We start from the raw sequence: 23,481 nt of genomic DNA, 5'->3' as shown, positions 1-23,481 counted from the left end.
GAGGTGAACGCCCGCCCGGCCGACCTGGTCACGGCCGTCATCGCCCGCTCCTGCTGCCGCGCCTGCCATGACGCCGGGGCGCACGGCCCCGCGCCGCCGTCCCACCGGGATGCGCCGCGGGCGGCAGCGCCTTGCGTGGCACGGGCGGTCGCACCGAACGCTGCGTGGGCCGCCCTTCCTTGCCGCGCGCGCCCGGCAGAGCGCGCGCGGCACGCTCCTGACGGAGACAGCGGCGCAGCGTCTCGGGATCGAGTCCTTCGTTGCAGGCCTGGTGGAGCAGTTGCGCGAAGACATATCGTGGGTCGAGGCGCAGGGCGAGTCCCAGGGCGACCCGGGCGGCGGGCTCGTCACCGGTGGACCAGGCGACCCAGCCGGCCAGGGTGAGCGGTGCGGTCGCGTGTTCCGCGTACGGGCCGACACAGCGGCGGGAGAGAGCGCGCCAGAGCCGCAGGGCGGGCCCGGCCTGCGCGCCCTCCATCCACTCCGCGGCCCGGTCCCGTGTCTCCCGGTCCTGGAGCCCGAGGATGACAGCGGCTGCCTCGTCATGGCTGATGAGCCGGTCGTCCTCCACGTCCATGTCGGCTTCTCCCTTGCGCGGCGCCTCCCCGAGCCGCTTCATGAGCGTGCGCGCCGTCCGCAGTGTCTCCACACCGACCTGTTCCCGGCTGCCTCCGATGAGGATCTTCGGCACAAGGGCCGCGCCCGCCCGGTCCAGCGCCTGCTCCTGGTCCACGGCGGCGGATGTCTGCCAGGGCGACAGGCGCGCCTCCATCTCACGCAGCGATCCGCGTACCTGGACACCGGCGTAGGTGGCCGCCGCGGCCATCACCGACGTACCGGGCAGGGCCAGCCCCGTTCCCTCCGGCGGACAGCAGCGGGCATCGGGACAGCAGTAGGACCAGAAACGGCCGTCGGAGATACAGAGCACTTCGTACACGGGCACATCGAGGCTCCCGCACGCGGTGCGCAGCCCCTGCGCAAGCGGGCGGAGCCGCTCCATCACCTGCCGGCCCGTCCCACCCTCCGCCGGATCCTGGCAGAGGAAGACGACGATGCCGTCCGGGCGGGAGCCGCGCCGCGCGCTTCCTTCGATCAGAGACTCGGCGAGCTGCTCGGCCACCGGCTGCCACTCCTGCGGCGAGCGCGGGATGCCGAGCCTGAGGCGCCCGCCGAAGCGCCCGTGATCGCCATGGAGCGCGACCATGACGACGGAGTCGGTGGGATGGAAACCGAGCAAGTACGGGAGGGCGTCGGCGAGTTCCGCGGGACTGCGCAGGGTGATCTGCTGGCGGTCGGCGGATCCGGTCGGTTCGTGGTGCTTGTTCATGGCTCGACCGTCCCGCAGCGGGCCATATCCCGCGACCCCTGTGGATAACGTTATCCACAGGCTGGTGGCCTCATTCGCGCTTTGTCCGGGCCATCAGGTTGCATGGGGGCATGACCAACGCAGACCGCGCAGCCCTCCGGACCTCGGCAGATTCCGTACTCGCCCGCCTCGTCGGGGACACCACCGGCACCGCCCGGCTGCGCGAGGACCAGTGGCGGGCCATCGAGGCGCTCGTCGCCGACCGACGCAGAGCGCTGGTGGTCCAGCGGACGGGATGGGGCAAGTCCGCGGTCTATTTCGTGGCGACCTCGCTGCTGCGGGAGCGCGGCGCGGGCCCGACCGTGATCGTCTCGCCGTTGCTCGCGCTGATGCGCAATCAGGTGGAGGCCGCCGCCCGCGCCGGGATCAGGGCCCGGACGATCAACTCGTCGAACGCGGAGGAATGGGACACGATCCAGGACGAGGTGGCCGCGGGCGAGGTCGATGTCCTGCTGGTCAGCCCGGAGCGGCTGAACAATCCGGACTTTCGCGACCAGGTCCTGCCCAGGCTCGCCGCGGCGACGGGACTGCTGGTGGTGGACGAGGCGCACTGCATCTCGGACTGGGGCCATGACTTCCGTCCGGACTACCGGCGGCTGCGCACGATGCTCGCGGAGCTGCCGTCCGGTGTTCCGGTCCTCGCCACCACGGCCACGGCGAACTCTCGGGTGACCGCCGATGTCGCCGAGCAGTTGGGCACGGGAGCGGGGACGGACGCGCTCGTGCTGCGCGGGCCGCTGGACCGGGAGAGTCTCAGTCTCCATGTGCTCCGGCTGCCGGACGCGGCGCACCGGCTGGCGTGGCTGGCCGATCATCTCGGCGAACTGCCCGGCTCCGGGATCATCTATACGCTCACGGTCGCGGCTGCCGAGGAGGTCACGGCGTATCTGCGGCAGTGCGGGCACACGGTCGCCTCGTACACCGGACGCACGGAGAACGCCGACCGTCAGCAGGCCGAGGACGATCTGCTGGCGAACCGGGTGAAGGCGCTGGTCGCCACCTCCGCGCTGGGCATGGGGTTCGACAAGCCCGACCTCGGATTCGTGGTGCATCTCGGCTCGCCCTCCTCCCCCATCGCCTACTACCAGCAGGTGGGCCGTGCCGGCCGTGGGGTGGAGCATGCCGAGGTGCTGCTGCTGCCCGGCAGGGAGGACGAAGCGATCTGGCAGTATTTCGCGTCGGTCGCCTTCCCGCCCGAGGAGCTGGTCCGCCGCACGCTCGATGTCCTGGGCCGGGCCGAGCGGCCGTTGTCGCTGCCCGCGCTCGAACCGCTGGTCGAGCTGCGGCGTACGCGTCTGGAGACGATGCTCAAGGTCCTCGATGTGGACGGGGCCGTGCACCGGGTGAAGGGCGGCTGGACCGCCACGGGCCGGCCATGGGTGTACGACACCGAGCGTTACGCCTGGGTGTCGCGTCAGCGCGAGACCGAACAGCAGGCGATGCGCGACTACGCGTCGACGGACGGCTGCCGGATGGAGTTTCTGCGGCGGCAGTTGGACGACGAGGAGGCTGTCCCGTGCGGCCGTTGCGACAACTGCGCGGGGACACGGTTCGAGGAGAAGGTGACCGCCGCTGCCCTCGACGCCGCGCGTGGTGAGCTGGGCAGGCCCGGTGTGGAGGTGGAGCCGCGCAAGATGTGGCCGACCGGGCTCTCGGCGGTCGGTGTCGATCTCAAGGGACGTATCCCGCCGGGCGAACAGTCCTCCTCCGGGCGGGCGTTGGGACGGCTGTCGGACATCGGCTGGGGCAACAGGCTGCGGCCGATGCTGGCGGCCCACGCCCCGGACGGCCCGGTGCCCGACGATGTGGTGAACGCGGTGGTGAGTGTGCTCGCCGACTGGGCCAAGGGACCGGGTGGCTGGGCCTCCGGCGCGGCCGACGCACCGCCTCGGCCCGTCGGAGTCGTCACCGTGGCCTCGCGGAGCCGGCCCCGGCTCGTCGGCTCGCTCGGCGACCAGATCTCACGGATCGGCAGGATGCCGCTGCTCGGCACAGTCGAGTACGGGCCAGTGGCGGCCGACGCCCATGTCTCCCGTACCAACAGCGCACAGCGGGTGCGCGCCCTGCACGAAGCGCTGACCGTACCCGCCGAGCTGGCCGGCGCGCTCACGTCGGCGGGCGGTCCCGTGCTGCTCGTCGACGATCTCTCGGACAGTGGCTGGACTCTCGCGGTGGCCGCCCGGCTGCTGCGAAAGGCCGGGGCGGATGGGGTGTTTCCGCTGGTCCTCGCCGTTCAGGCATGACATGGAGCATCAGCTGTACGGCTGCGACCAGGGATATGACCGCCATAACTGCCCATTCCAGTCAACGGCGCCAATTGCTCGTTGCCGCACGCCCCCGCGCCAAGGAGAATTGACACCAACCCGCACGGTCGCTCGCGGTCCGCAAGGGCTGTGCCGAGGTGCGCCCCCGTCCGACTCTGCCCGTACTGTGGGCGCGTATGCGAAGGGAGGATCGTGACCTTCGGATTCGCTCCGTCCGCAGCCACTTCGATCAACGGGCCGGCGGGTTCCGCCAACCGTCTCGCCAGGATGCTCGAACTCGACGAATGGGCGGCAGCGGGGATTCCGCTGCTGCGCAATCCGCGTGAGGTGGTCAGCGGTCTGCACAGCAGACACCGGCCGACTCCGGCGACCGCGGTCGTGGCCGTCCTCGATCATGAGGAACGGCTCGCCGCGAGCGCCTCGTTCGTCCCACGGGCGGCGCCGGTGGACGGCTGGGAGTTCCGCAACGCGCTGCTGGCACATCTACGCCGTGTCATCCCGCACGATCTGCGCCGTCGCACGCCCATACGTACCGCCGTACTGCTCTACTGCCGTGAGGGTGACGAGCGGTGGACGGAGGAGGACGGAGCCTGGATGTGGGGACTGCGGGACGCCTGCACTCTGCACGGGCTGCGGTGCGGCGCGTACATCACGCTGACGCGTAGCGGCTGGCAGGTGCTGGGCGAGGACCGTGGAGGCCGTCGGCCCAACTCCATGTCCCCGCCGGCCGATCTGGCGGAGACGGTGCTCGAGGCCGCTGCTTCGCCGGTGCGCGGAGGCGGTGTCGGCGTCGAGGCGCTCCGGCGCACGGCCGCCCGCTGAGGCGGGAGCGGGAGCAGACGTACGGCCGCATAGTCCGTGTGCGGGCGCACCACAGCGGCCCGGCCACCCCCTGAACGGGCAGCCGGGTCACGACCGGGACGTACGGACGCACAGACGCGGGCGTCAACGCCCGCGCACCACACGCCGTACGGCTGTCGTACGGCTCAGACCCCCGCGCCGAGCACGGCGTTGATCCGCTCGGAGTCACCGCACACGACCAGCAGCGCGGTGGCCCGCTCGCGGGCCGGCGGCAGCACCTGGGCGACGACGGCGTCACCGCCTCCGTTGACGGCGACGACCACGACGGGCCGGGACTGCGCACGGGCGACAGCGGCGGCGTCGGCGAAGAACACGTCTTCGCGGGCGTCGTGCTGGGCCCAGTAGGAGGTTTCACCGAAGGACAGCTCATGGGTGGCCCACGGGTGCTGTTCCCCGGTGGTGAGGACCAGGATGTCGCCCGGCGCCCGACCCGAGTCGAGCAGCAGGTCGACGGCCTCTTCCGCGGCATCGAGCGCGCCGCTCGCCGGAGCCGGGATCAGCTGGATCTGAGGAGCGGAAGGAGTGGTGGGCCCGGACGCCTTGGGCTGCCCGGCGGAGCTCTGCGAGCGCTGCGCCGGCGGCGCGGGCCTCGCGGGACCGGGTCCCGGGCGACCGGGACGCGGTGTGGCCGCGGAGCGCGGCCCGGGTACGGGACGCGGACCGGGTACAGGACGAGGGGTCGGCGCGGTGCGGCCGGTGGCCGGGGTGGCGCTGGGACCCTGGGCTCTCTCGTGAATCTGAGGCTCCTGGGGGATGAGAGGCATGGCTGGATGTCTATCAAACGCCGACGCCAGAGGCATCGGCGGGTGGGCGCATTCTCGGCCCGGCCCACGGCCAGGGGGCACGCGGGCGAAGAGGTCACCGGATGTTCCAGAAGTCGGACGGATCGGAAGTCGGACGTACCGGAGTCGGACGTGTCAGAAGTCGAAGCCGAGTTGGCCCCCGCTTTCCATGGCCCCGGCCCCCGCGGGGATCCGGATCTTCTTGAGGTGCCGCCACCGTGGCAGCGAGTCGAGATAGGCCCACGAGAGCCGGTGGTGCGGTGTCGGCCCCCGCTCCTCCAGCGCCGCCTTGTGCACCGGTGAGGGATACCCGGCGTTGGCACCGAAAGCGAAAGGAACGTACTCCTCGGACGCCACGCCCAGTTCGGCCATCAGCGCGTCCCTGCGCACCTTGGCGATGACCGAGGCCGCCGCCACCGAGACACAGGACTGGTCGCCCTTGATGACCGTACGCACCTGCCAGGGCCCTCCGAGATAGTCGTGCTTGCCGTCGAGGATCACCGCGTCGGGCCGTACCGGCAGCGCCTCAAGGGCGCGTACGGCGGCGAGCCTGAGTGCCGCGGTCATTCCCAGGGCGTCGATCTCCTCCGGAGAGGCATGCCCGAGTGCATGCGCGGTGACCCACTTCTCCAGCTCACCGGCCAGCTCCGTACGGCGCTTGGGGCTGATCAGCTTGGAGTCGGTGAGACCGGCCGGCGGTCTGCGCAGTCCGGTGATGGCGGCGCACACCGTGACCGGGCCGGCCCACGCTCCGCGTCCGACTTCGTCGACGCCGGCGATGATTCTGGCGTCGGTGGTGGCGCGCAGCGAGCGCTCAACGGTGTGCGTGGGTGGTTCGTACGGCATGGCACCTGCAAGGTTACGCCGCCGGAACGCCGTGCGACAGACCGGGTACCGGCCGTCCTCAACAGCCTTGTCCGGAGCCTTTTCCGGTCCGCCGCGCAGGGCGCCTCAACCAGTGCGCGACCGGACAAGGGGCACCATCACCTGATCGATCATCTCGGCGATCTCGCCATCGGTCCATTCGCTTCCGCACACCTTGGAACGGAACATCATCAGAGCCGGGATCACATCGCAGATCAGTACGCCGGTGGCGTCCGGACGTACATCGCCGCGCCGGATCCCGCGCTTCACCACGTCTCCAAAGAGCCGGTAGGACGGCTCGATGACGCCCTTGAGGATCAGCCCGTGGAAGCGTTCGGCGCTCGCCGCGTCGCATTCGTGAAGGACCGAACGGAGCGCGAATCCGGGCCGTGAGTACATCGCGTCCCGTACCAGCCGGCAGAGCTCGTACAGATCCTCGCGCACATTCCCATAATCGGGCGCCTCGTCGAGCGTGGGCAGCCCCGCCTGGAGCGCGTCGGCGACCAGATCCTCCTTGGAAGGCCAGCGGCGGTACACCGCGGCCTTGCCGGTCTGGGCCCCGGCGGCGACGCCTTCCATGGTCAGCCCGTTCCAGCCGACCGTACTCAACTGCTCCAGGGCGGCTTCGAGGATCGCCCGCTCCAGCACGGGCCCACGACGCCGCAACGCCGCCGACTGCGACCGAGCGGTGGCCGCGGAGCGTGAGGAAACCATCAGTAACTCTCCATAGGGGGCTGACACTCCGGAACGGCAGCTTCAGTGAACGCTTGCGTTCCCTGAAGGGGACTCACTACCGTGAACTCAACAGTGAACGGGTGCGTTCACTAATTCACCTGTGGGGGATCCAGCAGTGACAACCTCTCAACTCGGAACACGGAACGAACCACCGGGCGCGGCCCGTCGGAGCGGGCGCCCAGGGATCGCCCTCACCGTCATCGCGGCCTGTCAACTCATGGTCGTACTCGACGCGACCATTGTGAATATCGCGCTTCCGCATATCCAGGACGCTCTCAGCTTCTCGACCACGGATCTCTCCTGGGTCCTGAGCGCCTACACCCTGACCTTCGGCGGTCTGCTGCTGCTCGGCGGCCGGGCCGGCGACATCCTGGGCCGTCGCCGGGTCTTCATGACCGGCATCCTGCTCTTCACCCTGGCGTCCCTTCTGGGCGGTTTCGCCCAGGAGCCCTGGCAGTTGCTCGCCGCCCGTGCGCTCCAGGGAGTGGGCGGCGCGATCGCCTCGCCCACCTCGCTCGCCCTGATCACCACCACCTTCCCCGAGGGACCCGAGCGGAACAGGGCGTTCGGCGTCTTCGCCGCCGTCTCCGCGGGCGGTGGCGCGATAGGGCTGCTGGCGGGCGGCATGCTCACCGAGTGGCTCGACTGGCGCTGGGTCTTCTTCGTCAACGTACCGATCGGTGTGCTGATCGCGGTCCTCGCGCCGATGTACATCAATGAGTCCGAGCGCCATCCGGGACGCTTCGACATCGCGGGCGCCGCGACGTCCACGCTGGGTATGGCGTCGCTGGTGTACGGATTCATCCGGGCCTCCGAGGAGGGCTGGCGGGACTCGCTCACGCTGGGCGCGTTCGCGGCCTCGGTGGTGCTGCTCGCGATGTTCGTGGTGATCGAGTCGCGGGCGAAGGAGCCCATCACACCGCTCAGGATGTTCGCCGACCGGAACCGGTCGGGTACGTACGTCATCATGCTGAGCCTGGCCGCCGCGATGTTCGGCATGTTCTTCTTCATCGTCCTTTTCGTACAGAACGTGCTCGGATACAGCCCGATCCGGTCCGGTCTGGCCTTCCTGCCCGTAACGGTCGCGATCATCGTGGGCGCGGGACTGTCGCAGCGGTTCCTTCCGGTGCTCGGTCCCAAGCCGTTCATGGTGACCGGTTCGGCCATCACCGGCCTCGGCCTCTTCTGGCAGACGCTCATCACTCCGGACAGTTCGTATCTGGGCGGCGTGCTCGGGCCGCTGCTGCTCTTCGGCTTCGGTATGGGGCTGAACTTCGTCACGCTCACCTTGACCGCCGTCTCGGGCGTCGCGCAGCACGAGGCGGGCGCGGCCTCCGGACTGCTCAACGCGAGCCAGCAGGTGGGAGGCTCGCTGGGGCTCTCGATCCTGGTCACCGTCTTCGGTACGGCCAGCCGCAACGAAGCGGAGAAGCAACTGCCGTCGTTCATGGCGGAGGCGAGCCCGGCGCAGAAGGCGGAGCTGGCGAAGACCCAAGAGCTGCCGGGGCGCTGGGGACATGAGGTGCTGACACAGGGCATCTCGACGGCTTTCATCGCGGCGGTGGCCATGGTGGCGGTCGCGCTGCTGACGGCGGCGCTGGTGATCCGGGTACGCAAGAGCGATCTGGAGGCACTCAGCGGCAAGGCGGAGGCAGCGGGTCCGGTGGCCTAGCCACCGGACCCGGTACGGCACGCGCGTACGCGTAGTCCCGTACGCGCGTGCCGTACGTAGGGACCGTACGCGTCGGCCGTACGCGCGTGCCGTACGGAACCGTCACAGCCCGTTGACGTCGATGCCACCGCGGTACTCGATCCAGTCACCCGTCCCCCGGCACTCAGGCGAGTCCGTGACCTCCCGCTTCGCCAGAATGTCGCGAGCCCTCCGCTCGCTCCGGTTTGTCGCGTACCAGGGCTCGCCGTCGGACCGGGCCAGATTCTCCGCGATCCCGGCGAGAGCGCAGGAGCGCAGCGGCTCGGGCAACCGGTCCAGTGCCGGTACGACATCGCTGGACAGCTCCTGGAAGTACTCGACGTCGAGCTTGTGCACGCGCTCGTACCGGTCCACATTGCTCTCCGCGACGAGCGCGTCCGGCGAGAGCAGCCCGAAGGTGAGCACGGCCGCCGCGGCACTGGCGGCGACGGCGCGCGGCAGCCACCGTCCGCCCACGGCGCCCGCCACCAGGATCAGGACGATCACCAGAGCGAGCCACAGTTCCATCGCCGCCACCGAGACGCGCAGCCGTGTCAGTCCGTACGCCTCGACGTAGAGATCCATCCGGCGCAGCGCGGAGGCGGTCACGACGAGTGTGAGCACACAGAGGACGCCGAGCACGGCCCGGACCAGCACGCTGTCGCGGGCACCGTCGCGCGGGGCCCATCGGCGGGCCAGCCCGATGACGAGAAGAACGAGGAGAGTGACCCAGAGCAGTTGCCAGAAGCCCTGGCGGGCATATTCGGAACGAGTCAGTCCGGTCTTCTCGAAGACCTTGCGGTAACCGCCGAACAGCACGGCGAGCTGGACGGCGATGAAGACCGCGAAGAGCAGATTGAGAACGATCAGCGGAAACGCCCACTCCATCCTGCCGCGGGCCCGGCCGGGACGTACGGTGATCCGGTCCCAGCGCAGAGGCGCCGCCGCCGTGTGCGCGGCGGCGAGGGCGCCGAGGAGTCCGACGGCGAACAGCAGGAAGCGCCATGGTCCGTCGGCGCCCGACACATCGGGAGTCAGACCGCCGAGCAGATCGGCGAAGGCCGCGTCGGCGCCCGCGAACAGCGCGCCGAACACGAACAGCAGCACCACGGCGACGACGAGCCCACGGATCAGCGGCATCAGCTGCTTCCGCGAGCCTCCGGTGCGCTCGCGCAGACCGCGCAGGGCCCACACCCCGCCGTTGCCGATCGAGCCGAGCAGACCGAACGGGCCGAACACCACACCCGGCCAGGTGCGGGAGCCGTGCAGCGCCAGCGAACCGAGCGCCGGCGCGGAGACGATGGCCAGGAACGTCGGCAGACCGGCGTCGTTGAGTGCGGGAACGGCGAGCAGCGCGACGCCGCCGAAGGCCCAGACCAGAGTCCAGGGACGCGGTCGGCGACCGGCGTTCTGGGCGGCGAAGTAGGCGGCGAGAGCGGCGGGGACCGCCACGATCAGCAGATTCAGACCCACTCCGTCGCCCAGCAGCAGGGCGCTGAGCAGGGCGGTCGCCAGGACCGACCAGAGTGTGCCGGCGCCGATCGGGGCCGGCGTGACGGGACTGACCTCAGTGAGCCAGACGGGCGGCTCGGGCCGCTGAGGCTGCCACTGCTGCCAGTCGGGCGCCGTCGCGCTCCGCGGCTCCTGGCCGCCGCCCGTTCTCCGTTCGCTTGACGCGACTTCCCGTTCGCTCGGCCCGGCTTTCCGTTCGCTGCCCGTCTTCGGCTCGTGGCCCTGGTCCGGCTCCTCGGCCGGCGCGGGTATGGACGGTGTATCTGTCACGGGACCCCCTCCCGACCGGGCCCTGCGCGGCGGAGTGGCGCGTACGGCCCGGTGTCTCGTCGGCACGCCCGTCGAAGATCATCAAGACGGCGTGGCGGAAAGAGTAACCACGTGGACAAGGCCGTCCCGCAGTTCTCAGGTGCCCCTGTGGCAGGACCGTGACAAACAAATGCCGGCAGTGGTCAGCCGGTTACGGCGTCGGACAGCCATCCCGGCAGCTCCTCCGTACGCTCGGACCACTCCCGCGGCGGTGCTCCGGCGCTCCCGGCCGCGATCACTCCTCCGACGATGGCGCAGTTCGTGTCGACATCGCCGCCCACCTGGGCCGTCGCCCAGAAGCCCCGCTCGAAGTCACCGAGGGCACGGGCCGCCGACCAGAGGGCGAACGGCACGGTGTCATGCGCGCTGGTGCGCCGTCCGCAGCCGAGGACGGCAGCGACGGTGCCCGCGTCCTCGTAGTCGAGCATGTCCCGTGCCCGGCGCAGTCCCGCGCCCACCGCGCTGCGCGGTACGAGCGCCACCACACCGTCGAGCAGGGCCTCGGGCGTGGGCGGGCCCGCCGGATCGGCGGCGAGCGCTGCTGCGGCGGCCACCGCCATCGCACCCACCACGGCCTCACGGTGCTGATGGGTGGTGTACGCGGAGATCTCGGCCTGGCGCGTGGCCTGCTCCGGGTCGTCGGCGTACCAGGCGCCGAGCGGCGCGATACGCATGGCCGCTCCGTTGCCCCACGAGCCCTGGCCGTTGAAGAGCCCGGCCGCCAGCTCGCGCCAGTCGCCGCCCTCCCGGATCAGCCGGAGCATCCGGTTCACGGCCGGACCGTAACCGCGGTCGAAGTCATGGCGCTCGGCGAAGGAGCGCGCGAGCGTGTCCTGGTCGATACGGCCGAGCGCGCCCAGTACGGCCAGGACCGACGCGCCCATCTCGGTGTCGTCCGTCCACTGCCAGCGGCCCGGCGGCAGCTCCCGCAGCTTCAGCAAGGGATAGTTCGACGGTACGAAGAACTGGGAGCCCAGCGCGTCTCCCACGGACAGTCCGCGCAGACTGGCCAGGGCGCGTTCATAGCGCCGGTCGGGTACGGCGGGCGTGGCGGGTATGGATCGGGCGGTCATCGCAGAGTCCAGCTGGTCATCGCACCATCACTCTATCGGGTGCTGTCCAGAGCTATCCCGTGCTATCCGGTGCGGCCGTACGGTTCCGGAGTGCGCCAGCGTTCGAACGGCCTGTCCAGGGTGTACCGGCCGTCCGCGCCGAGCAGCAGCGTCCGCGTCTCCGCGTTGCCCGGGTTCGACAGCGACTCGAACTCCGCGACCGACCAGTGGAACCACCGCATACAGAACAGCCGCATGGTCAGTCCATGCGTCACCAGCAGCACGTTCTCCGGCGAGTCGGGCGCCTCGAAGCTCCGGTACAGGGACTCCAGGAAGGCGCCGACCCGGTCGTACACATCGGCGCCCGACTCGCCCTGTGCGAACCGGTAGAAGAAGTGCCCGTAGGCGTCGCGATAGCTCTTCTGGAGGCGTACGTCGTCCCGGTCCTGCCAGTTCCCCCAGTCCTGCTCGCGCAGCCGCGGCTCCTCCCTTATCCGCACCAGCTCCGGATCGAGACCGAAGGCCCGGAACGTCTCATGCGTACGTCGATAAGGCGAGACATAGACACTGACCTGCTCCCGGCCGAACATCTCGCGCAGCCGGGCACCGGTCTCCTCGGCCTGCCGCCGGCCCTTCTCGGTGAGTCTCAGGGCATGGTCGGGCTCGCGTTCGTACACCGTGTCATCTGCGTTGCCCTCCGACTCTCCGTGCCGGACAAGGACGATGCGCCGCGGTCGTGCCATGACCCGACCCTAGATCGGTGCCGGGGAGCGGCGCCGACCGGGGCGTGCCAGCGTGGCATATGACCGCCGGACGCCTCCGTACCACCGCTTGGCGCGCGGGGTGCGTCACACCGTCCAGGTCGATTCAAGATCGACGACATCTCCGGCCAGCGCCGCCACATCCGCCGCCGTCTGCGCGCGCAGCGTCAGCCGCTCCACCCGTTCGACCCGGTACTTCCCGTGCTCCGCCGCGGACTGCCACATCGAGAGCACGATGAACTCATGGCCGGGCGCCTCTCCGAACAGTCCGCGCACCATCCCGGGCGATCCCGCCATCGCGGGATTCCAGACCTTCTCCTGCATCAGCGCGAAGTGCTCGACACGGTCCTCGTGGACCTTGCAGTGCGCGACGCGGACCACATCCGCGTCGGTGAAGCGTGGCTCGAAGCCGGTCTTCACATCAAAACGGTAATCGAACAGTTTGGCCTGGACGTCCCTGTATGTCCCCGACTGTGCGGCGGCCAGCCGGTCGTGGGAGCGCGCCATGAACGAGTCGTAGAACGCGCGGCTCTCCCAAAACGCGAAGACGTGGGCCACACCCGGCTTCGTCCGGCTCCAGCCCCCGCTCTGCCCCCGGAATCCCGGCTCACCGAGCAACCCCGCCCATTTCCGCTGCCCGCGTTCAAAACCTCGTCGGTCGACCACGGTGCAGCGCGTCCACTTGACCAGCACCGCGCCATCGTACGGCGCGGAGCGTGGCGCGGGTCACGCTCCGGCGGAGTGCGCCCTACCCGGCTCGGCGGTACGAACACGGGGCCCGGCGAGTATCGGCCAACGTGGCGTCAACTGGACAGATCGCGCCGCCTGTTGTCGGTGCCCCGGTCTAGCCTTGCGTGCAAGGCCCGGAGATCCGGCCCGGTTGCGAAGAGGGGGAAGACTGGTGAGCAGTCTCAACAGAGGAGTGGCGAAGGTCGAGGTCACGCTCAAATGGGACCCCAGTCCTTTGGGCGCGCCTCCGCACGATCTCGATATCGTCGCGGCGACTTATACGTCGAAGGACCCGAGCGACAAGCCAGCCTATCTGGTCCACTTCGGAAGCCGCTCACCGGACGGCACAATCACTCTGGACCGGGACAGCCAGACCGGCCAGGGCTTCGGCGCCGACGAGGAGATGACGCTGGAGCTGGACCGGCTGGCGGTCGCGTATCACCGTGTGGTGGTGGGCGTGGTCATTCAACAGCGCCATGGACGCAGGACGTTCGCCGACATAGCCGGCCCTCAGCTCCGCGTTCTGGAGGGATACACCGAGCTAGCGAAGCACGACTTCACGGGTGTCCCCGACGCCACCGCGGCGACTCTCGCGCAATTCACGCGGGACTCCTCGGGTGCGTGGCAGTTCCACACGGCGGTACGCGGCTTCGACACCGACCCACAGTCCTTCGGCGCCCTGATGGGCACCGCCTGACAGGCTCGATGGCACAAACAAGGTGGCGCGACAAAGGGGACCGACCACGGCCGATCCCCTTCACCAATCACCACTCGGACTACGCCGACGGCCGGCACCGCCCGGCCCGAAGACCGGGCGGTGCTACCGGTATCAGCTGCAGCCGCTCGTGGAGCCGCAGCCCTCGCAGATGTAGCAGGATCCCGCCCGCTGCATCTTCGTGCCGCAGGAGAAGCAGAGCGGTGCGTCGGCGCTGATGCCGAGTTGCATCTCGACCAGTTCGGCCGAGGTGTGCGCCTCCTTGGGGGCCGGGATCGCGGCCGGGCCTGCGACCTCGGCCGCGGAGACCGCCTTCAGCGGCTCCGGTGTGCGCGGCACGGACTGGACGAGGCTCTCGGCGTCCAGCGTCTCGTCGTCAAGGGACGGCTCGTACGAACCGGTGTCGAGATGGCGCTGGCGCTCCTCGGCCGAGTGGATCCCGAGGGCCGAGCGGGTCTCGAAGGGCAGGAAGTCCAGCGCGAGCCTGCGGAAGATGTAGTCGACGATCGACTGCGCCATCCGTACGTCCGGGTCGTCCGTCATACCGGCCGGCTCGAACCGCATATTGGTGAACTTGGAGACATACGTCTCCAGCGGCACACCGTACTGAAGACCGACCGAGACGGCGATCGAGAAGGCGTCCATCATGCCCGCGAGAGTCGAGCCCTGCTTGGACATCTTGAGGAAGACCTCGCCGAGACCGTCGTCCGGATAGGAGTTGGCGGTCATATAGCCCTCGGCGCCGCCCACCGTGAAGGAGGTGGTGAGACCGGGACGGCCCTTGGGGAGACGCTTGCGGACCGGGCGGTACTCGATGACCTTCTCCACCGCCTGACGGATGGTGTCCTCGGCCTTCTCCGCGACCTTCCCCTGCACCTCCTTCTCCTTCTTCTTCGCGGAGAGCGGCTGCCCGACCTTGCAGTTGTCGCGGTAGATCGCGAGCGCCTTGACGCCCATCTTCCACGCCTCGAAGTAGACCTCTTCGACGTCCTCGACGGTGGCGCTCTCCGGGAGGTTCACCGTCTTGGACAGCGCGCCGCTGATCCACGGCTGGATGGCCGCCATCATGCGGACATGGCCCATCGCGGAGATGGAGCGCTCGCCCATCGCGCAGTCGAAGACCTCGTAGTGCTCGGTCTTCAGACCGGGCGCGTCGATCACATTGCCGTGCTCGGCGATATGGGCGACGATCGCCTCGATCTGCTCCGGCTGGTAGCCGAGGCGGCGCAGCGCCTGCGGCACCGTGCCGTTGACGATCTGCATCGAGCCGCCGCCGACCAGCTTCTTGAACTTGACCAGGGCGAGGTCGGGCTCCAGCCCGGTGGTGTCGCAGGACATCGCGAGACCGATGGTGCCGGTGGGCGCGATGACCGAGGCCTGGGCGTTGCGGAAGCCGTTCTTCTCGCCGAGACGGAGGACGTCCTGCCAGGCCTCCGTGGCGGCGGCCCAGACCGGGGTGTCCAGATCGTCGATACGGACGGCCGTGGCGTTGGCGTCGGAGTGCTGCTTCATGACGCGCTTGTGCGGCTCGGCGTTGCGGGCGTAACCGTCGTACGGACCGACGACCGCGGCCAGTTCGGCGGAGCGCCGGTAGGAGGTGCCCGTCATCAGCGAGGTGATGGCGCCGGCCAGGGACCGGCCGCCGTCGGAGTCGTACGCGTGGCCCGTGGCCATCAGCAGGGCGCCGAGGTTGGCGTAGCCGATGCCGAGCTGGCGGAAGGCGCGGGTGTTCTCACCGATCTTCTGCGTGGGGAAGTCCGCGAAGCAGATGGAGATGTCCATCGCGGTGATGACCAGCTCGACGACCTTGGCGAAGCGCTCGGACTCGAAGGACTGGCTGCCCTTGCCGTCGTCCTTGAGGAACTTCATCAGGTTCAGGGAGGCCAGATTGCACGAGGTGTTGTCCAGGTGCATGTACTCACTGCACGGGTTCGAGCCGTTGATCCGGCCGGACTCGGGGCAGGTGTGCCAGCGGTTGATCGTGTCGTCGTACTGAATGCCCGGGTCGGCACAGGCCCATGCCGCCTCCGCCATCTTGCGGAAGAGCTCCTTGGCCTCGACCTCTTCGATGACATCACCGGTCATCCGGGCACGCAGCCCGAACTTGTCGCCGTTCTCGACGGCCTTCATGAACTCGTCGTTCACACGGACCGAGTTGTTGGCGTTCTGGTACTGGACGGACGTGATGTCGTCGCCGCCCAGATCCATGTCGAAGCCCGCGTCCCGCAGGGCACGGATCTTCTCCTCTTCCTTGACCTTGGTCTGGATGAAGTCCTCGATGTCGGGGTGGTCGACATCGAGGATGACCATCTTGGCCGCGCGCCGCGTGGCGCCACCGGACTTGATCGTTCCCGCGGACGCGTCGGCGCCGCGCATGAAGGAGACCGGGCCCGAGGCATTGCCGCCGGAGGAGAGCAGTTCCTTGGAGGAACGGATCCTGGAGAGGTTCAGACCGGCGCCCGAGCCGCCCTTGAAGATCATCCCCTCTTCCTTGTACCAGTCCAGGATCGAGTCCATGGAGTCGTCGACGGAGAGGATGAAGCAGGCCGAGACCTGCTGCGGCTGCGGAGTGCCGACGTTGAACCACACCGGCGAGTTGAAGCTGAAGACCTGGTGCAGGAGGGCGTACGCCAGCTCGTGCTCGAAGATCTCGGCGTCGGCGGGCGCGGCGAAGTACTGGTAGTCCTCGCCGGCCTTGCGGTAGGTCTTCACGATCCGGTCGATGAGCTGCCGCAGACCGGTCTCGCGCTGCGGAGTGCCGACGGCCCCGCGGAAGTACTTGCTGGTGACGATGTTGACCGCGTTCAGCGACCAGAAGTCGGGGAACTCGACGCCACGCTGCTCGAAATTGACCGAGCCGTCGCGCCAATTGGTCATGACGACATCACGGCGCTCCCAGACCACCTCGTCGTACGGATGCACGCCGGGTGTCGTGTGGATCCGCTCGATACGCAGCCCCTTGCCGGCCTTGGTCCCCTTGGTTCGGGAACCTCGTGCCGGGCCGCTCGTCGTCTCTGTCATGCCGCCTCCCATATACGTACAAAAACGCCCTGAAGTGCCATGCTCTTCCCGTGGCACGGGGTGTGTGTCGAAAATGCCTCGGGTGCGCGCGGGGCGCCCGTGACAGGTCTTGGTTGCCGCGGAGCGGCCGGACGGGACCGGCCGGTCAGTCCGCGACGGTGGCGGGCACGGGGACCTCGTGGGTCCCGCCGGCGCCGCACTTGTCTGCGGGAGGCCGCTCGCGCAGTTCCGCGATGGCGGCCTCGAAGTCTTCGAGCGAGTCGAACGCCCGGTACACGGATGCGAAGCGCAGGTACGCGACGAGGTCGAGCTCCTGCAGTGGGCCGAGTATGGCCAGCCCCACGTCGTGGGTGGTCAGCTCGGCGCTTCCGGTGGCGCGCAGCGCTTCCTCGACCCGCTGGCCGAGCTGGGCGAGGGCGTCCTCGGTGACCGGCCGTCCCTGGCACGCCTTGCGCACACCGGAGATGACCTTGGTACGGCTGAAGGGCTCGGTCACACCGCTGCGCTTGATCACCATCAGCGAGGCGGTCTCCACCGTCGTGAAACGGCGGGAGCAGTCGGGACACTGCCGACGGCGCCGGATCGACGTCCCGTCGTCGGTGGTGCGGCTGTCGACGACACGGCTGTCGGGGTGCCTGCAGAAGGGACAGTACATGGCTCCCAACCCTCCTTCACGGCGTGACTGAATAGCCCCGTCAGGGCCCGGAAAGAGCCCCTCGAAGCAACCCCCAGCATAGGCGATGGCCTCGGCCGACCGAGACCAGGGACCACAACTTCTGGGTGGCTGCGACAATCCAACCACTAGATCTGGGGTTTGACCGCATCCTAGGCCCTGGCGCGTGTCGTATACGGAGGCGGGTCCCGCGCAGCCGCGCGGACCGGCCACGAGAGTACGGGAAGGGCGCGGCGGCGCAGGTTCCGGCCCGCCCGGTGGAAGACTCGAACCGCGCCCCGGACCACGGCTCCACGGCCGTGAACGGTACCGTGACGAGCGGGCCGCATACGGCCACAGACAGGGCCCATACACCTAGCCGAAGACTTACGACAGGCGCTCTACGATTTTTCACTCGAACGTGTGTTTGGCGCAACCTTTCGAAAGCTACTACCGTTGTCCAGCTAGGGAGAACATTTCGAGAGGGGCCCGACGTGACCACCACCGCAGACAGCGCCACCATCACTGCCCAGGACCGCTCCCAGAGCCGACTCGAGCCGGTGCATGCCATGAATGACGCGATCATGAACCCGGAGGGGCCCAAGCCCACCCGGTCACTGCCCGGCCGGCCTCCCGGAATCAGGGCGGACAGCTCCGGCCTCACGGACCGGCAGCGGAGGGTCATCGAGGTCATCCGCGACTCCGTCCAGCGGCGCGGCTATCCGCCCTCGATGCGGGAGATCGGCCAGGCCGTGGGCCTCTCCAGCACCTCGTCGGTCGCCCATCAGCTCATGGCTCTGGAGCGCAAGGGCTTTCTGCGCCGCGACCCGCACCGGCCCAGGGCGTACGAGGTACGCGGATCGGACCAGCCGAGCACCCAGCAGACGGACACGACCGGCAAGCCCGCCGCCTCGTATGTCCCGCTGGTCGGCCGGATCGCCGCGGGCGGACCGATCCTCGCCGAGGAGTCGGTCGAGGATGTCTTCCCGCTCCCCCGCCAGCTGGTCGGGGACGGAGAGCTGTTCGTCCTCAAGGTCGTCGGCGATTCGATGATCGAGGCCGCGATCTGTGACGGTGACTGGGTGACGGTCCGCCGCCAGCCGGTCGCGGAGAACGGTGACATCGTCGCCGCGATGCTGGACGGTGAGGCCACGGTCAAGCGCTTCCGCCGCGAGGACGGCCATGTCTGGCTGCTCCCGCACAACGCGGCATATCAACCGATCCCCGGTGATGAGGCGACGATCCTCGGCAAGGTGGTCGCGGTCCTGCGCCGGGTGTGACGATTCCACCGGCTCCGACCGGGCCCCGGGACTCCCTGCGCCGGTCCCGGGGCCTGCTTCACGCCCTGAACGAGCAGGCCCCGGTGCCTACGACGACTACTCTCCGGCGGCCTGGGCCACGGCATCGATCGCCGCGAGGGACCGCCGTACCTGATCACGGTCCGTGGTGTACCAGAAATCGGGCAGTGAGGCGCGCAGAAAGCTGCCGTACCGGGCATTGGCCAGCCTCGGATCGAGCACGGCCACCACGCCGCGGTCCCCGGTCGCCCGTACGAGCCGTCCGGCGCCCTGGGCCATGAGCAGGGCGGCATGCGTCGCGGCCACCGCCATAAACCCATTGCCGCCTGCTTCCTCCACCGCCTTCTGGCGCGCGCTCATCAGCGGATCGTCAGGGCGCGGGAAGGGAATGCGGTCCATCACCACAAGCTGAGAGCTGGGCCCCGGCACATCGACGCCCTGCCACAGCGAGAGCGTGCCGAACAGACAGGTCCTCGGATCGGCGGCGAACGCCTTGATCAGCTCGCCGAGCGTCTCCTCGCCCTGGAGCAGAATCGGCACATCCATCCTGCCGCGCAGCTCTTCCGCCGCGGCCTGGGCGGCCCGCATCGAGGAGAAGAGCCCGAGCGTACGGCCGCCCGCCGCCTCCACCAGCTCCGCCAGCTCATCCATCATGTCGCCGCGCGAGCCCTCCCGTCCCGGTGTGGCGAGATGGCGCGCGACATAAAGAATGCCCTGCTTGCGGTAGTCGAACGGCGAGCCGACATCGATGCCCTTCCACTGCGGAATGTCGTCCCCTTCCGTACCTTCCGGCGCCAGACCGAGCGAGGCGCCCACTCCATTGAAGTCACCACCGAGCTTGAGCGTGGCGGAGGTGAGGACGACGGAGCGGTCGGCGAAGAGCTTCTCCCGCAGCAGTCCCGACACCGAGAGCGGTGCGACCCGGAGGGAGGCGCCGAACCGGTCGTGCCGCTCGTACCAGACGACGTCGTACTCCGAGCCGTTGGCGATCCGCTCCGCCACCGCGTGGACGGACTCGACGGACGCCAGCGCCTGCTTCCGTACGACGTCCTCGTCCTGTACGGACTTGTCGCGTGTCGAGCCCAGTGCCGAGATGACCGTACGGGCCGCGTCGCGCAGCGCCATCAGGGCATAGCCGAGATCCTCCGGGATCTCTTCGAGCCGACCGGGAAGGGCCAGCTCCATCAGCCGCTCGAAGGTCTCGGCCGCCGTCTGGAGAGCGTCCGCCGCCTTCTCGTTCACCAGCTTCGCCGAGCGGCGCACCGCGCGATGCACCTGTCCGGGAGTCAGCTCGCCCGTGGCGACTCCGGTGACCCGTGAGACCAGCTCATGGGCCTCGTCGACGATCAGCACCTCATGCTCGGGCAGCACCGGCGCGCCCTCAATGGAGTCGATCGCGAGGAGCGCGTGGTTGGTGACGACAACCTCGGCGAGCTTGGCGCGCTCCCGCGCCTGCTCGGCGAAGCACTCCATGCCGTAGGCGCATTTCGTGGCGCCCAGGCACTCCCGGGACGAGACGGAGACCTGGGACCAGGCACGGTCCGAGACACCGGGCGTCAGATCGTCGCGATCGCCCGTCTCCGTCTCGTCCGCCCAGTCCCGCATCCGCAGCAGGTCCTGGCCCAGCTTGCTGCTGGGCGCCGCCGCCTCGAACTGATCGAAGAGGCCCTCTTCCTCGTCCTGCGGCACGCCTTCGCGCAGCCTGTGCAGACAGAGATAGTTGGAACGGCCCTTGAGCATGGCGAATTCCGGACGTCTGCGCAGCAGCGGATGCAGCGCGTCGACCGTGCGCGGAAGGTCACGCTCCACGAGCTGGCGCTGCAACGCCAGGGTGGCCGTGGCCACCACGACCCGCTCGCCGTGTGCCAGCGCGGGCACGAGATAGCCCAGCGACTTGCCGGTGCCGGTGCCGGCCTGGACGAGCAGATGGGACGGGGCGTCGATGGCTTCGGCGACGGCCTCGGCCATGGTGACCTGGCCTGGCCGTTCCACGCCGCCGACGGAGCTGACGGCGGCGTGGAGGAGCTCGGGGAGTGATGGCTTCGTCATAGCCCGACCACCCTACGGGTCGCCACTGACAACAGCGATCACTCGTCCTGTCGTCCGGCCGCCAGCGGATTGGGAACCGTACCGTGCACGGCGGCATGCGGCCGGTGGGCGCGGTCACGGTAACCGTCGAGATGGAGCCGGTTGCGGTTGAGGCAGAGACGCTCGATACGAGGTGTGAGCAGGTCGAATGTCTCGAAGCGCTGCTTCAGCTCCGGGAACCGGGCCTGGTGGCGCAGGATCTCCGCCCGTACGAGGGACCAGAACTCCTTCTCCGGCAGCCCGAGTTGGTCCTCGCACAGCGGTGCCAGATAGCGGAAGACGCCGACGAAGAGCCCTGAATGGATGAACTGGATGAGGAAGGACGGCTCCTCGGTAAGGAGGACGTCCTTCACATCCGCGGGCATCGCGTCGTGCTCGGGCAGCGGCTGGGCGCTGATGTTCACATCGTCGACGAAGTCCTTGATCGCCAGCCGTACCGGGACGTCCTGGTCGTCGAAGACGACGATGGCGTTCTCACCGTGCGGCGAGAAGACCGTTCCGTAGCGGTAGAGGAAGTGCAGCAGAGGCGGCAGCAGCGCCGAGAAGAGCCGCTGGAGCCAGCGGGCGGGCGGCAGACCGGAACGGGCGACGAGTTCGGCGGTGAACGCTCTGCCCTCGGGATCCGTATGGATGAGGGAGGCGAGCGTACGGGCGCGCTCACCGGTGGCGAGCCGGGTCTGGAGAGGCTCGCGCCAGATCGCGCCGAGCAGTTCCTTGTACTGGTACGGAACCTCCGGGAGGTGATCGTAGAGCGGGTGCTCGACCGTCACGGAGGCGACTTCGCCGAGCAGGATGACACCGCACTCGTCGCGCAGGAAGGCGTCGGCGTCCCGTATTCCATGGACCCACGCGGTGACGGCGGGTGCGGCGAGCGTGCGCTCGGTGGGCAGTCCGCGCCAGACAAGGGTGTTGAGGATGGACAAGGGCAGCTTGACCGTGTGCCGGTCGGGACGTGCGATGTTCAGGAAGGTACGGATGGACTGCTGCGGCAGCCGCAGATCGCCGTCGGTGGGGAGCGGAACGATCGCTCCCCGGGCTATGGCAGGAGCGTAGAGCGGGAGCAGGATCTCCTCCCACTGCCAGGGATGCACAGGGAGATAGAGATAGGTGGCGGGATCGAGGCCGCGGTCCCGGAGGACGGAGTCGAAGCGCTCACGGACGGCGGAGTCGAGTTCGCGGCCGTAGAGCAGGTCGGGCGTGCGCAGCGCGGATACGCCCCGGTAGGTGGCGAGGGTGGTGCTGACCGCGATCCAGGGGAGCCGGGCCGGAGTACGGGCCTCGGGCGCCCAGCGCGCGGCGTCGGTGGCGGAGAAGCCGACGCGGCCCTTGTTGAGGACGATCCAGGGATGGCCGGTCTGGTGTCCTTCGAGGTCGGCGTAGTCGAGATCGGCGAGGCGCGCGGCGGTGAGGGCGGTGTGGTCGAGTCTGGCGTCGGCGGCGAGCGTCGTGGTGAGTTCGCGGACGAGATGGCCGAGGGTCTCGCCGTCGAGTCCGAGCAGCCCTCTGGCGAGCGGCAGAAAGCAGAGCGGGTCGGTGAAGGGCTGGTTCCGGTACTCGACGGAGCCCGGTTCGACGCGCCAGTCGCCGTAGGCACCGCGTGTGGCGCGGAAGGTGAACGTTTCTCCGTTGTCGAGCGTGAGGGCGTACCGGCCGTCGACGGCGCCGGGGACGGGCGCGGGCTCGATGATCTGCTCGTACGCGAATTCGCCGAGGAGTTTGGCGAGGAGACGGCCGGCCGCCCGGTCCCAGGCCCGGGCGTTCAGCTCGGGCGGCGAGAACAGCGGAGTGAGGGCGGTGGAGTCGGCGGTGGCGGAGCCGGGAGCGGCCGAGGAATCGGGAGCGGCTGACGAGTCGCGAGCGGCTGACGAGTCGGGAGCGGTGAGGGAGTCGTGGACGGCGGTGGCGTCGTGGACGGCAGGGGAGTCATGGGTGGCAGGTGACTTCGGCACAAGGACTCCTCGGGATGGAACCGATGGGGATCGAGCGGTGCAGGTAAGGCGATCGAGTGGTGTGGGTGACGCAGCGGATCGTTCAGAGCAGGTCGCGAAGAGCGCGGTCGCGGACCATGAGAGCGGCTCGCTTGTCGGGCAGGTCGACCTCCGCCGAGAAGCGGAAGCCGGCGCTGAGGAAGGCGGAGACGGAAGGTGTGTTGCGCAGGTCGGGCTCGGCGACAACGCGCGCGCAGCGAGGACGGTGATCGAGGATGAGATCGGAGACGGCCCTGAGGAGGGCGGTGCCGACACCGCGACCGCGGTCGGCGACGCCACCCAGCAGCAGATGGATTCCGGTGTCGTGCGGGCGGGCGGGGTAGTGGCGCGCGAGAGGATCGAGGTCGGCGCGGTAGATCTCCCAGTAGCTCATCGGAACGCCGGCAAGGGCACCGAGACAGGGGACACTGCGGCCGTCGCCGTCGAGCTGAGGGCGCAGATGGGCGGCGGTGACGGACTCCGGACCCGCCAGCTCCCAGAATGCCGCGACCGCGGGATCGTTCATCCAGCGGCTGACCAGCGACACATCACGCTCGATACGGACCGGGACGAGCTGGAAGACACCGGCCGGGGTCGCGGCGGGACCCCAGCCGGCGGGACTGTCGAGCAGATCGCCGGCCGGGGCGGCGCCGGGCGACGGCTCCAGGGCCGTCGGCCCGTCCTCTCCGAACAGCGCGATGAGCTCGTCGGGCAGCCGCAGGTCGAGGGTGTCCTCGGTGCCCCCGCCAGTTCTCGGCGTGAAGCTGGCTCCGGAGCCGGCTCCGGTATCGGCGCTCGCATCGGTGGGAGGCACT

18 protein-coding genes are annotated in these 23,481 nt (G+C 69.4%); 5 read left to right on the top strand and 13 right to left on the bottom strand.

The features are described 5' to 3' along the window. Positions 1 to 37 precede the first annotated feature (37 nt). Complete coding sequence (locus tag ACFV6H_RS14930; RefSeq protein WP_385541715.1) at positions 38 to 1,327, bottom strand: DUF4192 domain-containing protein; 1,290 nt, start codon at positions 1,325 to 1,327, stop codon at positions 38 to 40. Between the two features lie 110 nt (positions 1,328 to 1,437). Here ACFV6H_RS14930 and ACFV6H_RS14925 point away from each other — a divergent pair, with 110 nt between their 5' ends. Continuing rightward, positions 1,438 to 3,609 (top strand): RecQ family ATP-dependent DNA helicase, encoded by a 2,172-nt coding sequence (locus ACFV6H_RS14925; RefSeq protein WP_385541713.1) that lies wholly within the window; start codon positions 1,438 to 1,440, stop codon positions 3,607 to 3,609. Between the two features lie 213 nt (positions 3,610 to 3,822). Continuing rightward, positions 3,823 to 4,452, top strand: coding sequence for a hypothetical protein (locus tag ACFV6H_RS14920; RefSeq protein ID WP_384985333.1), 630 nt, complete (start codon positions 3,823 to 3,825; stop codon positions 4,450 to 4,452). A gap of 164 nt (positions 4,453 to 4,616) precedes the next feature. On the opposite strand, the gene ACFV6H_RS14915 is transcribed toward ACFV6H_RS14920, so the two are convergent. The 3 genes from ACFV6H_RS14915 to ACFV6H_RS14905 form a co-directional block, all read right to left on the bottom strand. Next, positions 4,617 to 5,255 (bottom strand): hypothetical protein, encoded by a 639-nt coding sequence (locus ACFV6H_RS14915; protein ID WP_385541711.1) that lies wholly within the window; start codon positions 5,253 to 5,255, stop codon positions 4,617 to 4,619. A 153-nt stretch (positions 5,256 to 5,408) separates the two neighbouring features. Then, entirely contained in the window at positions 5,409 to 6,119 is a 711-nt protein-coding gene (locus ACFV6H_RS14910; protein WP_384985327.1) for a ribonuclease HII, read from the bottom strand. Positions 6,120 to 6,224: 105 nt separating this feature from the next. Then, complete coding sequence (locus ACFV6H_RS14905) at positions 6,225 to 6,851, bottom strand: TetR/AcrR family transcriptional regulator (protein WP_385541708.1); 627 nt, start codon at positions 6,849 to 6,851, stop codon at positions 6,225 to 6,227. 136 nt (positions 6,852 to 6,987) lie between these two features. Between ACFV6H_RS14905 and ACFV6H_RS14900 the strand changes: the two genes are divergently transcribed. After that, positions 6,988 to 8,544: an MFS transporter gene (locus ACFV6H_RS14900; protein WP_385541706.1), complete on the top strand. Its 1,557-nt coding sequence runs from the start codon at positions 6,988 to 6,990 to the stop codon at positions 8,542 to 8,544. 102 nt (positions 8,545 to 8,646) lie between these two features. Here ACFV6H_RS14900 and ACFV6H_RS14895 read toward each other — a convergent pair whose 3' ends face one another. The 4 genes from ACFV6H_RS14895 to ACFV6H_RS14880 form a co-directional block, all read right to left on the bottom strand. Further along, a complete protein-coding gene (locus ACFV6H_RS14895; protein WP_385541705.1) occupies positions 8,647 to 10,344 on the bottom strand; it encodes a DUF4173 domain-containing protein in 1,698 nt (565 codons plus the stop codon). Positions 10,345 to 10,526: 182 nt separating this feature from the next. Beyond that, on the bottom strand, positions 10,527 to 11,456 hold the full coding sequence (locus ACFV6H_RS14890; protein ID WP_385541703.1) for an ADP-ribosylglycohydrolase family protein: 930 nt from the start codon (positions 11,454 to 11,456) through the stop codon (positions 10,527 to 10,529). A 62-nt stretch (positions 11,457 to 11,518) separates the two neighbouring features. Continuing rightward, positions 11,519 to 12,178 carry a histidine phosphatase family protein gene (locus ACFV6H_RS14885; protein ID WP_093598553.1) on the bottom strand — a complete coding sequence of 220 codons (660 nt, stop codon included), beginning with the start codon at positions 12,176 to 12,178 and terminating at the stop codon, positions 11,519 to 11,521. A gap of 105 nt (positions 12,179 to 12,283) precedes the next feature. After that, entirely contained in the window at positions 12,284 to 12,889 is a 606-nt protein-coding gene (locus ACFV6H_RS14880; RefSeq protein ID WP_093598550.1) for a YdbC family protein, read from the bottom strand. Between the two features lie 205 nt (positions 12,890 to 13,094). Between ACFV6H_RS14880 and ACFV6H_RS14875 the strand changes: the two genes are divergently transcribed. Further along, positions 13,095 to 13,622: a TerD family protein gene (locus tag ACFV6H_RS14875; RefSeq protein WP_202450142.1), complete on the top strand. Its 528-nt coding sequence runs from the start codon at positions 13,095 to 13,097 to the stop codon at positions 13,620 to 13,622. A gap of 132 nt (positions 13,623 to 13,754) precedes the next feature. Here ACFV6H_RS14875 and ACFV6H_RS14870 read toward each other — a convergent pair whose 3' ends face one another. Both ACFV6H_RS14870 and nrdR read right to left on the bottom strand, forming a co-directional pair. Beyond that, positions 13,755 to 16,661, bottom strand: coding sequence for a vitamin B12-dependent ribonucleotide reductase (locus ACFV6H_RS14870; RefSeq protein ID WP_385541700.1), 2,907 nt, complete (start codon positions 16,659 to 16,661; stop codon positions 13,755 to 13,757). Positions 16,662 to 16,806: 145 nt separating this feature from the next. Further along, entirely contained in the window at positions 16,807 to 17,316 is a 510-nt protein-coding gene (gene nrdR / locus ACFV6H_RS14865) for a transcriptional regulator NrdR (RefSeq protein WP_093598544.1), read from the bottom strand. Between the two features lie 491 nt (positions 17,317 to 17,807). Here nrdR and lexA point away from each other — a divergent pair, with 491 nt between their 5' ends. Then, the gene (lexA, locus tag ACFV6H_RS14860; protein WP_066946872.1) at positions 17,808 to 18,593 is read left to right on the top strand and encodes a transcriptional repressor LexA; all 786 of its coding nucleotides are present in this window, start codon (positions 17,808 to 17,810) and stop codon (positions 18,591 to 18,593) included. 96 nt (positions 18,594 to 18,689) lie between these two features. On the opposite strand, the gene ACFV6H_RS14855 is transcribed toward lexA, so the two are convergent. From ACFV6H_RS14855 to ACFV6H_RS14845, 3 genes are all read right to left on the bottom strand, one after another. After that, positions 18,690 to 20,660: an ATP-dependent DNA helicase gene (locus ACFV6H_RS14855; protein WP_385541697.1), complete on the bottom strand. Its 1,971-nt coding sequence runs from the start codon at positions 20,658 to 20,660 to the stop codon at positions 18,690 to 18,692. A gap of 38 nt (positions 20,661 to 20,698) precedes the next feature. Next, entirely contained in the window at positions 20,699 to 22,480 is a 1,782-nt protein-coding gene (locus ACFV6H_RS14850) for an IucA/IucC family protein (RefSeq protein WP_385542098.1), read from the bottom strand. A gap of 250 nt (positions 22,481 to 22,730) precedes the next feature. Beyond that, positions 22,731 to 23,480 carry a GNAT family N-acetyltransferase gene (locus tag ACFV6H_RS14845; RefSeq protein WP_385541695.1) on the bottom strand — a complete coding sequence of 250 codons (750 nt, stop codon included), beginning with the start codon at positions 23,478 to 23,480 and terminating at the stop codon, positions 22,731 to 22,733. Between the last annotated feature and the right edge of the window lies 1 nt (position 23,481).

Origin of the sequence: Streptomyces sp. NPDC059743 (genome assembly GCF_042732975.1) — a bacterium.
Classification (GTDB): Bacteria; Actinomycetota; Actinomycetes; order Streptomycetales; family Streptomycetaceae; genus Streptomyces.
Note: the sequence above shows the minus strand (reverse complement) of the source record. Positions and strands in the feature narration are given on the sequence as shown.

Excerpts from the sequence above, each read along its gene's own strand:
- ACFV6H_RS14915 (WP_385541711.1), bottom strand. The coding sequence starts at position 5,255 with ATGCCTCTCATCCCCCAGGAGCCTCAGATTCACGAGAGAGCCCAGGGT.
- ACFV6H_RS14925 (WP_385541713.1), top strand. The coding sequence starts at position 1,438 with ATGACCAACGCAGACCGCGCAGCCCTCCGGACCTCGGCAGATTCCGTA.
- ACFV6H_RS14855 (WP_385541697.1), bottom strand. The coding sequence starts at position 20,660 with ATGACGAAGCCATCACTCCCCGAGCTCCTCCACGCCGCCGTCAGCTCC.
- ACFV6H_RS14910 (WP_384985327.1), bottom strand. The coding sequence starts at position 6,119 with ATGCCGTACGAACCACCCACGCACACCGTTGAGCGCTCGCTGCGCGCC.
- ACFV6H_RS14890 (WP_385541703.1), bottom strand. The coding sequence starts at position 11,456 with ATGACCGCCCGATCCATACCCGCCACGCCCGCCGTACCCGACCGGCGC.
- ACFV6H_RS14885 (WP_093598553.1), bottom strand. The coding sequence starts at position 12,178 with ATGGCACGACCGCGGCGCATCGTCCTTGTCCGGCACGGAGAGTCGGAG.
- ACFV6H_RS14930 (WP_385541715.1), bottom strand. The coding sequence starts at position 1,327 with ATGAACAAGCACCACGAACCGACCGGATCCGCCGACCGCCAGCAGATC.
- nrdR (WP_093598544.1), bottom strand. The coding sequence starts at position 17,316 with ATGTACTGTCCCTTCTGCAGGCACCCCGACAGCCGTGTCGTCGACAGC.
- ACFV6H_RS14905 (WP_385541708.1), bottom strand. The coding sequence starts at position 6,851 with ATGGTTTCCTCACGCTCCGCGGCCACCGCTCGGTCGCAGTCGGCGGCG.
- ACFV6H_RS14870 (WP_385541700.1), bottom strand. The coding sequence starts at position 16,661 with ATGACAGAGACGACGAGCGGCCCGGCACGAGGTTCCCGAACCAAGGGG.